Below are 13,325 nucleotides of genomic sequence, written 5' to 3' on the forward strand. Positions count from 1 at the left end.
CAGGGAATATCCGGTGAAGTTCATAAAGCGATTGCTCATTTTCACATTGGTTTGCATGATTCTTGGAGTGGGAACAATTTTCGGTTTCTACCTTTACGTGAAGCCAGAGCTACCAGATGTAGCGACTTTACGAGACGTGAAACTGCAAACGCCAATGCAAGTGTACAGTCAAGACGGCAAACTGATTTCTCAGTTTGGTGAAAAGCGTCGTATCCCAGTCAAATATGATGAGATCCCACCTCACTTGGTGGAAGCTCTTATCGCGACCGAAGATAGCCGTTTCTACGACCATCCTGGTATTGACCCAATTGGTATCACGCGTGCCGCTATCGTGGTTATGATGTCAGGCTCTGCCAAGCAAGGTGCGAGTACCATTACTCAGCAGCTCGCACGTAACTTCTTCTTGTCTAACGAGAAGAAAATCATGCGTAAGATTAAAGAGATCTTTATTGCGATTCACATTGAGCAATTGCTGACTAAGCAAGAGATCATGGAGCTGTATGTCAATAAGATCTTCTTAGGTCACCGTTCATACGGCTTTGGCGCTGCTGCTCGTGTCTATTTCGGTAAAGATCTTAAAGATCTGACTCTAAGTGAGATTGCGACATTAGCGGGCATGCCAAAAGCACCATCAACCATGAACCCTATTTATTCCGTTGAACGTGCAACCAACCGTCGTAACGTGGTTCTGATGCGCATGTTGGAAGAGAAATACATCACTCAAGAAGAGTACGACCAGGCACGCTCAGAAACGATTCTATCGCGCTACCATGGTGCGGAAATTGAGTTAAGCGCGCCATATGTGGCCGAGCTTGCACGTGCATGGATGGTTGAACGCTACGGTGAAGAGGCTTACACCTCGGGTATGAACGTTTATACCACCGTCAATTCAAAGCTACAAAATGCCGCTAATACCGCCGCAATCAACAACTTATTCTCCTACGATGAGCGTCATGGCTATCGCGGTGCAGAAAAAGTGTTGTGGAAACCAGATGCAACGCCAATGTCACTGGCAGAGATCGAGAAAACGCTGAAAAACGTTCCTACCTACGGTGAACTGATCCCGGCAGTTGTCACTAAGGTGGAAGGCAAAACAGCGACTGTCGTGATCAAACGTGAAGGCGAAACCACTCTAACTTGGGATGGTTTAAAGTGGGCGCGTCAATTCCGAACTGACGAACGCCAAGGTGCTGCGCCGAATAAAGCCAGCGATATTCTGGCCGCAGGCGAGCAAATCTGGGTACGTGAAATCGAAACTCAGCAAGAAAAAGGCGATGTGGTTTACCATTGGCAACTAAGCCAAGTGCCAAATGCAAACACCGCGTTTATTGCCATGAACCCTGAAGATGGTGCGGTACTTTCGTTGGTGGGTGGCTTTAACTTCGTCCACAACAAATTTAACCGTGCAACCATGTCTGTCCGTCAGGTTGGTTCAAGTATCAAACCATTCATCTACTCTGCAGCAATTGATAAGGGTCTAACTCTAGCAACCCTGATCAATGACGCGCCGATCAACCAGTGGGATAAGAGCCAAGGCACCGCGTGGCGTCCAAAGAACTCACCACCAACTTACGTGGGCCCTACTCGTTTACGTGTTGGTCTCGCACAGTCGAAAAACGTTATGGCCGTTCGTGTCTTACGTGAAGTGGGCTTAGACGAAACACGCCAATACCTCACTCGTTTTGGTTTTGATATTAATGAAGTACCACGTTCTGAAACCATTGCATTGGGTGCTGGTAGCTTAACACCGATGAAGATGGCACAAGGCTACTCGGTATTTGCCAATGGTGGTTACTACGTAGAACCTTTCTACATTGATCATATTGCTGGCCCATACGGTGATATCGAGTACCAAGCAACACCAAAACAGATTTGTCAGCAAGATTGTCCTGAAATCAACCCAACGGCGAATGATTTCAATGAGCAAGATATTGCGCTGGAAACTGAGCTAGATGCTAACGGTGAGGCGGTGGCGCAAGAGCCACAATATGCACCACAAGTGATCTCTGAACAGTCGGCATTCTTAGTGCGTGAAATGATGTACAGCAATATTTGGGGTGGCGGTAACTGGCGCGAAGGCACAGGCTGGAACGGGACTGGTTGGCGTGGTCAAAAATTGGAACGTCGCGACATTGGCGGCAAAACCGGTACCACAAACGATTCAAAAGATGCATGGTACAACGGTTATGGCCCGGGTGTGGTTGCTGTCGCTTGGGTTGGTTTTGATGATCATAGCCGCAAGTTAGGCCGCACCACTCGCAATGCGAATCTAGGCAAAGACCAGATCACTGGTGCTGAAGCGGGTGCGAAAACAGCACAACCTGCGTGGATTGACTTTATGCGTACAGCGCTTTCTCTCTCCCCTGAGAAAGAAAAAGCCATTCCAGAAGGGATTGTCCGTATTCGTATCGACCGTGACTCAGGCCTACTCACCAACAAATTTGATGGCAGTTCAATGTTTGAATACTTCCGCGAAGGCCACCAGCCGACTGAGTATGTCTCCGAAGAACTCACCGACACCATCTACACCAGTGATGAAAGTGAAGGGTTATTCTAAGCTGCATTTCACTGGCTAAGTAGCGATAAACAAAAAGGCTGACGATATTTCGTCAGCCTTTTTTTATCTACTCATAAGATGCTATAGGCACAGTTTTTCTTTAATCGTCGCCGCCAATTGCTCAAAGCGCGCTTTAAATGGCGAACCTGCACGGTAAGCCACTACAATACTGCGCGTCGGCTCGGGATTGACTGCACGCACGTAGCAGACGCCATCTTTCTGTTTTTCTTTCGGTGTCGCTAATTGTGGCAGCAACGTAATACCGCCACCTGCGGCCACCATATTACGCAGGGTTTCTAGACTGGTCGCTTTGAAGCGTTCGTCATCTTTTGCCCCTGCGGCAAAGCAAAAACCCAATGCTTGATCGCGTAGGCAGTGGCCATCACCCAAAGCCAAAACCGTGCGACCATTGAGCTCTAGCATATCGATTTCATCAAGTTGTGCCCATTCGTGATCACAAGGCACCGCCACACTCAGTGGCTCACTGTACACTTCAATCTCTTTGAATTGCGCCGTCTCTGCAACCGAAGCCAATACCAAACAATCCAACTTACCTTCTTCTAACTGACGCACCAACTGCTGTGTTTGCGCTTCATGCAGGTAAAGTTCCAATTCTGGAAACTGCTCTTTTAAGGTTGGCACGATACGCGGCAGAATATACGGCCCAACGGTAGGAATAAAACCAATGTGCATTGGGCCAGTCATTGCACCACTTTGATCGCTGGCCATATCACGAAATAATTTTATCTCGCTGAGAATTTTTTTGGCTTGCTCGACCAACTGCAATCCGGCATCGGTGAACAGTACTCGACGACTGCTACGCTCTAGTAGAGTCGTACCTAACTCGTCTTCTAGCTTACGAATTTGCCCGCTCAAGGTAGGCTGGCTCACATAGCAAGCCTCGGCGGCTTTGCGGAAATGCTTATGTTGAGCCAATGCAACAAGGTACTCAAAATCACGAATATTCATTATCTAAATCCCGTACAAATAGATTTAATAGGAATTAACTATCAAAACCATAGCATCAAACGATTAGAGCTATCAAAGGTTTTTTATAATAATGGGCTCAACAAAACGAAACAGAGCGGCAAAAAAGATTAAGCTCTGAACCGAATTATCCAATTATTAAGGAAACAATTATGTTTGCATCTAAAGAAGGTCAAGCGGTACCACAAGTTACTTTCCCAACTCGCCAAGGTGATGCATGGGTTAACGTAACTACTGACGAACTATTCAAAAACAAAACGGTAATCGTATTTAGCTTACCAGGTGCATTTACACCAACGTGTTCTTCAAGCCACTTACCTCGTTACAACGAGCTTTACTCTGTATTCAAAGAGAATGGCGTAGATGACATTCTATGTGTATCAGTAAACGACACGTTTGTAATGAACGCATGGAAAGCAGACCAAGAAGCGGAAAACATCACCTTCATCCCAGATGGTAATGGTGATTTCACAGACGGCATGGGTATGCTAGTTGATAAAAACGACCTAGGTTTTGGTAAACGTTCATGGCGCTACAGCATGCTGGTTAAAAACGGCGTGGTAGAAAAAATGTTTATCGAAGAAGACGTACCAGGCGACCCGTTCAAAGTTTCTGATGCTGACACAATGTTGAACTACATTGCACCTGAGCACAAAGAGCAAGAGTCAATCACGGTATTTACTAAACCTGGCTGTCCTTTCTGTATGAAAGCGAAACAGAACCTGATTGATAAAGGTCTGAACTATGAAGAAGTGGTACTAGGTAAAGACGCTACAACAGTAAGTCTACGTGCTATTTCTGGCCGCACGACGGTTCCTCAAGTCTTCATCGGTGGTAAACACATCGGTGGTAGCGAAGAGCTAGAAACATACCTAGGCTAATCTCTTAGTCTGATAGGCAAGTCATCACCCGCGATGATTGGCCTATCATTATCCCAGACCTCAATGGTCTGGGATTTACTCCCAACAAACCTGAATTCCAATCTAGATAAGTAGCAATCCTTATCGAAGGGTCTCTATTTATCTAGATTTAATGAAATAGATTAACGAAATAAATTTCTCTCTAATCGGTTCAACTATCGGTAGAGAACTAAATGCGAGAATCCATTATGAAACAATTAACTGTTGATGTTGCCGTTATCGGCGGTGGTACGGCTGGTCTTGGTGCTTATCGTGCAGCGAAAGCACATACTGATAGCGTGGTCATGATTGAAGGTGGCCCTTACGGCACAACTTGCGCACGTGTGGGTTGCATGCCATCAAAGCTGCTGATTGCGGCAGCTGAAAGTGTTCACCAGATCGAAAAAGCGCCGGGCTTTGGTATTCATCCTCAAGGCGAAATCATCATCAATGGTCGTGAAGTAATGGATCGAGTTAAACGCGAACGTGACCGCTTTGTTGGTTTTGTGCTTGAAGGGGTGGATGAGATCCCAGCACAAGATAAAGTGGCAGGCTTTGCTAAATTTATCGATAACAACACGCTCATGGTTGATGACCACACCATCATTAAAGCAGATCGCATTGTGATTGCGACAGGCTCTCGCCCTGCTTACCCTGCGGTTTGGAATGAACTTGGTGATCGCCTTGTGATTAACGATGACGTATTTGATTGGGATGATCTACCAGAATCAGTGGCAGTATTTGGCCCGGGCGTGATCGGTCTTGAACTGGGCCAAGCGCTGCACCGCTTAGGCGTAAAAGTGAAAGTCTTTGGCCTTGGTGGTCAAGTCGGTCCGCTGACGGATCCAGAAGTGATGGCTTACGCAACCAAAGCGTTCCAAGAAGAATTCTATCTTGATCCAAACGTGCAAGTAGAAAGTATGAAACGCATTGCGGCAACCAATGAAAGCGAAGCAGACAAGGTTGAAATTCAATTTATCAATCATGCTGGAGAGCTCGAAACCTTCGTGGTTGATTATGTGTTGGCGGCAACGGGTCGTCGTCCAAATGTCGATAAGCTGGATATTGAAAAGACCTCGCTTGAGTTAGATGAGCGTGGCGTGCCAACGGCGGATTACTACACACTGCAAACATCTGTGAAAAGCATCTTTATTGCAGGTGATGCAAGTAACCAGATTCCGCTATTGCATGAAGCGGCTGACCAAGCGCGAATTGCTGGTGACAATGCTGGTCGCTTCCCTGATATGCGAGCAGGTCTGCGCCGCTCAGTGATTTCAGCGGTTTTCTCTGACCCGCAAATTGCGATGGTCGGTGAAACGCGTAAGCAAATCGAAGCTCGCCTAGGCACTTGTGGTTGTTTCGCTATTGGTGAAGTCTCATTTGAGAACCAAGGTCGTTCACGCGTTATGCTACGTAACAAAGGCTTACTGCATGTTTATGGTGAGCAAGGTACAGGTCGCTTCCTTGGTGCCGAGATGATGGGACCAAATGCTGAGCACTTAGCGCACCTATTAGCATGGGCGCACCAGAACAAAATGACGGTATCAGAAATGCTCGATATGCCTTTCTACCATCCAGTGATTGAAGAAGGGGTTCGTACTGCACTACGTGACCTAAACGCAAAACTAAATCTAGGTCCTGAGATGATCAAGCACTGCCTAGATTGCGGCCCTGGCTGTTAATCATAACGCCTTCTCGCCACAAAACATCGGGAACAAAACATCGGGAATAAAAAAAGCCTCGCAATTGCGAGGCTTTGTTTTATCTAATATCAATGCGCGAGCATTAATGCATGGCATGCAAGCTAACAGTCACGATGGCCGTTGCACCAATCACAAACCAGATTGAACCCATCACTAAGGCGGCTTTTAATTCTGTCGTCACTTTACTTCTCCTCACCTTGTCTCGCTGATTTGCGAGCAAAGCTTGTTTTGATTATTTTTACAGCAGTAAAGGTACACCAATGACGTGCTACGAATTTATCACCAAGATTACTTTTCATTTTTGATCATCACTGCATTGCATAAGCTGTAATTAGTCAAAAGTGACCAGTTAGGACTACAATAGCGCCCTCCCCTTTTGATTTCGTAGGCGCTCAACCTCTATGGCTTGCTCATACTGCCAACAAAACTGGTTTTGGAAAAAAATTGGCCGCTGCATGCGCTGTGTTTACCAATTAACAGGGCTGTCGATCATCGCTAGCGCAATCTGGTGGCTAGCATTTAGAGATACGCCGAAAAGCATCGAATCTATCGCCTTGTTAGGCGCGATAGCGAGCTTTAGTGGCTTACTGATACTGCATTTTTGGATGCGCTGGGTGGTGATTCCTTTGCGATCGACCAAAAGAAAATAGTCTGTGATGACAAGGCATTAAATTATCAATTGAGCTAAGGGTTAGCAGGTTAACGACGCTGTGGCTTCAATTAGGCAGCAGCTTCTATTTAATACTCAAAAATTCCCCCCAAACTAATTGGAATCACAGCTAGGCAATCAAGTGAGAAAAGCCTCTGAACATAGATCGACTATGTGATGAGGTTTTCGAATGCAGGTTAACGACGTTGTGGCTTCAATTAGGCAGGGGGAAAGAAAAAAGCCCCGAAATCAATACTAGACTTCGGGGCTCTCTTAGATTCATCTAAGAAAAAGCAGTGGTATTCATATAGACCGGGCTTTTTCCTGATGGTTCAATTTTTTCTCGATCTTTTTTGATCTTTCTTTCAATCAAAATAAAATCATAAGCTTACGCAAGCCATTAGTACCTTGTCAGTAGCCATTCAGGCGAATGGTATTACTTTAAACGCGCCTGCGCTTGCTCTACGGCAAAAGCGACCTGCTCAGGAGCGACGCCGCCGAGCGCATTACGCTTCGCTAAACAAGACTCAATGGTCAGAATGGCATAGACATCTTCTTCGATCACTGGAGAGAATGCTTTTAGCTCAGCCAAAGATAACTCCTCCAATGCACTGCCTTTTTCAATCGCCCCTACCACTGCAACGCCAACAATATGGTGCGCTTCACGGAATGGAATGCCTTTGGCAACCAGGTAATCGGCCAGTTCTGTTGCGTTGGCATAGCCTTGTTGCGCCGCTTCCAATGTGCGTTCTGCGTTGACTTTAATACCGTCAAAACACAGTGCCGCCATCACGATACAATCAAACCAAGTATCAAGCGCATCAAATAGCCCTTCCTTGTCTTCTTGCATGTCTTTGTTATAGGCCAATGGCAAGGCTTTAACTGTCATCATCATGCCTGCCAGCGAACCATACACACGACCCGTTTTGCCGCGAATCAATTCTAGCGCGTCTGGGTTTTTCTTTTGCGGCATCAACGATGAACCCGATGTCACCGTATCAGCTAATTCAATGAAATTCGCTTCACCTGAGTTGTAGAAGATCATGTCTTCAGCCAAACGAGAAAGGTGCAACATTGAAATCGACGCCACCGACATCAGTTCTAATACATGGTCACGATCAGAAACGGAATCTAACGAGTTACGTGTCGCGCGGCTAAAACCAAGGTTGTGTGCGATGTGCTCACGATCCATTGGGTAAGCCGTACCGGCAAGTGCGCCTGAGCCCAGTGGGCAAGTATTTAAACGTTCAGCCGCATCTTTAAGGCGTGAATGGTCACGCTCAAACATTTCTACATACGCCAAACACCAATGCGCAAACGTCACCGGCTGAGCGCGTTGTAGATGAGTATAGCCCGGTAATACGGTGCTTTGGTGCGCCTGCGCTACCTTAACCATTTGCTGTTGCAGCTGCTCTAGTGCACTGAGCAGTACTTCTGCTTGTTCACGACACCACAATTTCAAATCGGTCGCGACCTGATCGTTACGTGAACGGCCGGTATGCAGTTTTTTACCCAAATCACCCACTTTGGCAATCAGTTGCTGCTCAACCCATGAGTGAATATCTTCTGCATCCGAGGTTAAAATTTGTTTTGGATTATCTTCAACACTGGCTTTTAGTTCGGTTAGAGCAAGCTCTAACTGCTGTTGCTCTTGTTGGGAAAGGACATTAACCGTCACCAATGCTTTTGACCATGCAATAGAGCCGACAATATCTTGCACCGCTAAGCGGTAATCGAAACGAAGGGAATCATTGAAATCTTTAAAACGGGTATCTGCTGCTTGGGTAAATCTACCGCCCCATAGTGCCATTGCATCTCTCCTGAATAATCAAAGGATCTAACCAAAAAGATGGCTAGATCCAAATTTGGCTGCTCGGACTCCGCCGAGCTTATGACAATCTGACGGATAATAAATTTACTCGTCAGATTGGTAACCTCTCACTATTTTTTCGCGGCGTTTAGCGCTCTGATTCTGCTTGATAGTGAGTACAGACGGATAAAGCCGCCAGCATGACTTTGGTCGTAAACTTCATCAGCGCCAAAGGTTGCAAACTCTTCGTTGTACAGGCTGTTGTCTGAACGTTTTTGCGTAACAACCGCTTGGCCTTTATAAAGTTTCACCACAACTTCACCGTTAACATCCTGTGCTAGCTCTTCTGCTGCGGCGAGAATCGACTTACAAAGTGGTGTGAACCAACGACCATCGTATACAAGATGTGATGCTTTTACACCCAATTCTTCACGGAACTCAAACGAGGTTTTATCCAGTACGAGCTGCTCAACCGCACGCAGTGCTTCCATGATGATAGTGCCACCCGGAGTTTCATAACAGCCACGAGACTTCATGCCCACTAGACGGTTTTCTACGATATCAATACGACCAACACCGTGTTTTGCACCTTTATCGTTTAGGTAAACTAGCGCGTTGTATGGCGTCATCGCTTCACCATCAACCGCAACCACTTCACCTTTTTCAATCTTCAGTGATACATATTCCGCTTCGTTTGGCGCTTGCTCAGGATCGGTTGTCCAAGCCCAACAATCAGCATTGGTTGCGTTCCATGTATCTTCTAGTACGCCACCTTCCGTTGAAAGGTGCCATGCGTTCGCATCACGTGAATAAATTTTAGTGATTGAAGCAGAACAAGGGATGTTACGCGCTTCAAGGTAATCAAGACACTCTTCACGGCTCACCAGATCCCACTCACGCCAAGGAGCAATGACCGCTAGATCCGGAGCAAGAGCGGCAAAGGCGCCTTCAAAACGGATTTGGTCGTTACCTTTACCGGTACAACCGTGGCACAAAGCGTCTGCGCCAACTTTACGTGCAATTTCAACCTGTGCTTTGGCAATGATTGGACGTGCCATTGACGTACCTAGGAGGTATTTGCCTTCGTAGCAAGCACCGGTTTTCAGGGTTGGGAAGATGTAGTCAGCAACCATCTCTTCTTTTAGGTCAACCACGTAACATTCTGAAGCACCTGACGCGATCGCTTTTGCTTCAATCCCTTCAAGCTCGTAGAAGCCTTGACCAACATCAGCCACAAAAGCGACCACTTCACAGTCATAGTTCTCTTTTAGCCATGGGATGATCACTGAGGTATCCAGACCACCTGAATAGGCAACCACTACTTTATTTACGTTTACTTTACTCATGTTCAACTCTCCAAGCCTAAGCGGCATCCTGTGCTTAAGCATTAATCCTTGTTATTTATGACTGCGGCAAAAATTGTGTGCCGATACTTTTGCCAGCAAAAAGCTCGGCTAATTTTTCTGGGTAACGCCAAGTGGCGACTTCGATAGGTCGTCCAAGATCATTGGCTGCTTCAAGCGCCGCTTTCACTTTGACGATCATGCCATCGGTAATCACTTGGCCTTCAATTAGTTTATTGGCGGTTTGCTCATCCAAACTCGATAGCAAATGCCCTTTTCCATCTAACACGCCACTCACATCGGAGAGCAACACCAACTCTGCATCTAATGCCCCCGCGACGGCCACTGCCGCTTGGTCTGCATTGACATTCATCAGCTGGCCATCTTGGGTCAAACCAATAGAGCTAATAATCGGCAATGCACCAGCAGCAAGAATCGCTTGCAGTACTGCAGAGTCACCCGGTGAAGCTTTACCCACCGCACCCAACTCAGGGTCGAGTTCAACGACTTGGCACAAACCGCCATCCGCTAAACACAGACCAACGGCTTGCAAACCATCTTTGATCGCTTGCCCTTGTAACTGTTTATTCGCCGTGCCTGCCAATGCACCCGCAATCAGTGGGATTTGATCGTAAGGCGTTACGCGTAAACCCTGCTTCTTGACTGTTTTCAGTTGCAGCTTCGCCATCAACTCATCAACTAAGTAACCACCACCGTGAACAATCACGATTGGGCGCTGAGCTTGAGCTTGGTAGTGAGCAATAGCACCAAACAGTTGGCTAAGCGTTTTAGTACAAGACAAGGCTGCGCCGCCGAGTTTAATCACTAATGGAGTTTGCTTGTTATCTGTCATAACCATTCCTTGCACTGATTAAATCAGCGCGGTTAACTCAGGGTATCCGTAATGGATGTTCAAACACTGCATCGCTTGACTCGATGCACCTTTGAGTAAGTTATCAATCGCTGCGCAAGTGATAATGTGTTCACCTTGCACTTTCCAGCCGATATCACAAAAAGGAGTAAACTGAACGTTTTGCAACTTAGGCACGCCCTCAACCAAACGAACTGCTAACTTGTCTTGATAAGCCGCTTGGTAAACTTGTGCCACTTGTTCATCACTGACACCCGCTTTTAGCTTCATGGTAATGGTGGCAAAAATACCGCGCTTAAAATTGCCCAGATGCGGCGTGAAAATCACATCACAACCAAGGTGTGATGAAATTTCCGGTTGATGACGGTGAGAGAATACGCCGTAAGCTTGCAAGCTCACTTCGCAAAAACTGTTGTTAAGCGTCGCTTTACGACCGGCACCCGTTGCACCACTGGTGGCATTGATTACTGGCCATTGATTGGTATCGATAAGACCGGCATCGACAAGTGGCTTGATCGCCAATTGTGAAGCCGTTGGGTAACAACCCGGAACCGCAATTAGTTGGCTTTGTTTGATCTCATCGACCGCCCATTCTGCAAGGCCATACGCTGCACCATCGAGCAAGGATTCATGTTGATGTTCAAAGCCGTAGAATTCTGGGTAAAAGCCTTGTTTCTTAACACGAAAGGCACCGGATAAATCAAATACCTGACAACCATGCTTAAGCAATTCAGGGGCAAGGTCATGGCTCACTTCATGTGCGGTAGCCAAAAAAATTACATCCGCGTTTTTAGCCACTTCAGCAACATCGGTTAATGGCTGAACTTTATCGTCAACCAAACCCGCCAGTTTGCCATGGAGTGATGAGATAGGTTTTCCTGCATCGGCACTATTGGCGGAGACATATAAACCTGCTAGCGTAAGCTCTGGGTGTTTATACACCATCAGTGCCAGCTCAGCTCCGGTATAACCTGTTGCACCTATGATGGTCGTTTTCAGCATTTCAAGACATCCATTTCTTTAATATTGGTCACCCATAAGGTGACTAAAAAACTATTTCAAACGCTCATTAATGATTTTTTATTCATTAAAAATGATTTAATATGTTTTTACCTTCTTAGTGTGATTCTGTCAACAGGGAAACGAAGATAAAATGCAATTACCGAGTTTTAAAGAGGTCTACAGTGGCCTAATTTCAACCTCCTCTATCAGTTCTTCGGATCCGAGTTGGGATGAAGGCAACCAGCTCGTTATCGAAAAATTGGCGACATGGCTTAAAGATGTTGGCTTTGAGGTTGAAATGGTCGAAGCGGCAGCAGGGAAATTCAACCTAATCGCTAAGAAAGGTCAAGGCGAAGGCGGTTTGCTGCTGGCAGGCCACAGCGATACCGTGCCTTTTGATGAGGGTCGCTGGAATTTTGAACCTCATGCGCTGACCGAAGCCAATAACCGTTTTTATGGTCTAGGCACCGCGGATATGAAAGGGTTCTTCGCCTTTATTATCGAAGCGGTCAAGAAAATAGATTGGAGCAAGCAAACCAAGCCCGTCTATATTTTGGCAACTTGCGATGAAGAAACCTCCATGCTCGGCGCGAAGCACTTTACCGATAACGCCCCTTTCAAACCGGACTACTGCATTATTGGCGAGCCGACCAGCTTAGTGCCGATTCGCGGCCACAAAGGGCATGTTGCCAATGCAGTGCGCGTAACAGGTAAATCAGGTCACTCGTCTGATCCTGCGCTGGGGGTCAACGCGATTGAAATTATGCATGAAGTGCTATTTGCCCTAATGCAACTGCGCGACAGGCTCATCAAGGAATATCACCACCCAGGCTTTGCTATCCCAAGCCCAACGCTCAACCTTGGTCATATCCATGGTGGCGACAGTGCCAACCGTATCTGTGGCTGCTGCGAACTGCATTATGATGTGCGCCCACTACCGGGGATCAGTTTAGATGGCCTCGACAACATGTTGCGCGGCGCGCTAAAAGAAGTACAAGCCAAATGGCCAAATCGGATTGAGGTGACACCTTTGCATGATGCAGTGCCGGGATTTGAATGCGAGCACAGCCATCCTTTCGTTGCCGGTATGGAACAGCTATGCCAAACCCCATCGCAAACCGTTAACTACTGCACTGAAGCACCTTTTTTAAGCCAACTTTGCCCAACACTGGTACTCGGGCCTGGCTCAATCGAACAGGCTCACCAGCCGGATGAGTTTCTTGCTTTCGAGTTTATTGACCCGACCATCAATATTTTGAGTAAGGCGATCCATCAATATTGCTTTGACTAAAATAACCTAACTCAATATCAAAGGCGGGGATCTCCCCGCTTTTCTCGAGCGACGAAAGAGGTATATTGCCACTGGTTAATAATTCGTAAACTGGTGTAGTCAGCCAATTAGCACTCGTACAAATAGTTGTCGGATAATGACCATTTGTAATAAATTTTCAGTAATTTAGACCAAATTGTGTTCAACCCTTTCTTCTCATTCTATTGCACAATT

General features: G+C 46.6%; 9 protein-coding genes and 1 pseudogene. 5 read left to right on the plus strand and 5 right to left on the minus strand.

All coding sequences use genetic code 11. The features are described 5' to 3' along the window. Positions 1 to 13 precede the first annotated feature (13 nt). On the plus strand, positions 14 to 2,557 hold the full coding sequence (locus RH86_RS12290; RefSeq protein WP_038219642.1) for a penicillin-binding protein 1A: 2,544 nt from the start codon (positions 14 to 16) through the stop codon (positions 2,555 to 2,557). 81 nt (positions 2,558 to 2,638) lie between these two features. Here RH86_RS12290 and oxyR read toward each other — a convergent pair whose 3' ends face one another. Next, positions 2,639 to 3,526: a DNA-binding transcriptional regulator OxyR gene (gene oxyR / locus RH86_RS12295; RefSeq protein WP_005595730.1), complete on the minus strand. Its 888-nt coding sequence runs from the start codon at positions 3,524 to 3,526 to the stop codon at positions 2,639 to 2,641. A 170-nt stretch (positions 3,527 to 3,696) separates the two neighbouring features. On the opposite strand from oxyR, the gene RH86_RS12300 reads away from it, so the two are divergent. The 3 genes from RH86_RS12300 to RH86_RS12310 all read left to right on the plus strand — a co-directional run bounded on the left by RH86_RS12300 (position 3,697) and on the right by RH86_RS12310 (position 6,796). Then, complete coding sequence (locus RH86_RS12300; protein ID WP_005595733.1) at positions 3,697 to 4,425, plus strand: redoxin family protein; 729 nt, start codon at positions 3,697 to 3,699, stop codon at positions 4,423 to 4,425. A gap of 227 nt (positions 4,426 to 4,652) precedes the next feature. Then, positions 4,653 to 6,125 (plus strand): dihydrolipoyl dehydrogenase, encoded by a 1,473-nt coding sequence (locus RH86_RS12305; protein ID WP_009386407.1) that lies wholly within the window; start codon positions 4,653 to 4,655, stop codon positions 6,123 to 6,125. Positions 6,126 to 6,547: 422 nt separating this feature from the next. Beyond that, complete coding sequence (locus RH86_RS12310; RefSeq protein ID WP_009386408.1) at positions 6,548 to 6,796, plus strand: DUF3624 domain-containing protein; 249 nt, start codon at positions 6,548 to 6,550, stop codon at positions 6,794 to 6,796. Between the two features lie 441 nt (positions 6,797 to 7,237). On the opposite strand, the pseudogene argH reads toward RH86_RS12310, so the two are convergent. The 4 genes and pseudogenes from argH to argC form a co-directional block, all read right to left on the minus strand. Continuing rightward, a pseudogene (gene argH, locus RH86_RS12315) lies at positions 7,238 to 8,605 on the minus strand (argininosuccinate lyase); the annotation flags it as partial. A 131-nt stretch (positions 8,606 to 8,736) separates the two neighbouring features. After that, entirely contained in the window at positions 8,737 to 9,951 is a 1,215-nt protein-coding gene (locus tag RH86_RS12320) for an argininosuccinate synthase (protein WP_009386410.1), read from the minus strand. Between the two features lie 55 nt (positions 9,952 to 10,006). Then, on the minus strand, positions 10,007 to 10,801 hold the full coding sequence (gene argB, locus RH86_RS12325) for an acetylglutamate kinase (protein ID WP_009386411.1): 795 nt from the start codon (positions 10,799 to 10,801) through the stop codon (positions 10,007 to 10,009). Between the two features lie 18 nt (positions 10,802 to 10,819). Further along, positions 10,820 to 11,821, minus strand: coding sequence for an N-acetyl-gamma-glutamyl-phosphate reductase (gene argC, locus RH86_RS12330; protein ID WP_009386412.1), 1,002 nt, complete (start codon positions 11,819 to 11,821; stop codon positions 10,820 to 10,822). A 151-nt stretch (positions 11,822 to 11,972) separates the two neighbouring features. On the opposite strand from argC, the gene argE reads away from it, so the two are divergent. After that, positions 11,973 to 13,112: an acetylornithine deacetylase gene (argE, locus tag RH86_RS12335; protein ID WP_005593673.1), complete on the plus strand. Its 1,140-nt coding sequence runs from the start codon at positions 11,973 to 11,975 to the stop codon at positions 13,110 to 13,112. The last annotated feature ends 213 nt before the right edge of the window (positions 13,113 to 13,325 follow it).

Source organism: Vibrio sp. N418 (assembly GCF_000222565.1).
GTDB lineage: Bacteria > Pseudomonadota > Gammaproteobacteria > Enterobacterales > Vibrionaceae > Vibrio > Vibrio scophthalmi.

Coding starts and splice junctions, on each gene's coding strand:
- oxyR (WP_005595730.1), bottom strand. CDS start 3,526: ATGAATATTCGTGATTTTGAGTACCTTGTTGCATTGGCTCAACATAAG.
- RH86_RS12300 (WP_005595733.1), top strand. CDS start 3,697: ATGTTTGCATCTAAAGAAGGTCAAGCGGTACCACAAGTTACTTTCCCA.
- RH86_RS12305 (WP_009386407.1), top strand. CDS start 4,653: ATGAAACAATTAACTGTTGATGTTGCCGTTATCGGCGGTGGTACGGCT.
- RH86_RS12310 (WP_009386408.1), top strand. CDS start 6,548: ATGGCTTGCTCATACTGCCAACAAAACTGGTTTTGGAAAAAAATTGGC.
- RH86_RS12320 (WP_009386410.1), bottom strand. CDS start 9,951: ATGAGTAAAGTAAACGTAAATAAAGTAGTGGTTGCCTATTCAGGTGGT.
- argB (WP_009386411.1), bottom strand. CDS start 10,801: ATGACAGATAACAAGCAAACTCCATTAGTGATTAAACTCGGCGGCGCA.
- argC (WP_009386412.1), bottom strand. CDS start 11,821: ATGCTGAAAACGACCATCATAGGTGCAACAGGTTATACCGGAGCTGAG.
- argE (WP_005593673.1), top strand. CDS start 11,973: ATGCAATTACCGAGTTTTAAAGAGGTCTACAGTGGCCTAATTTCAACC.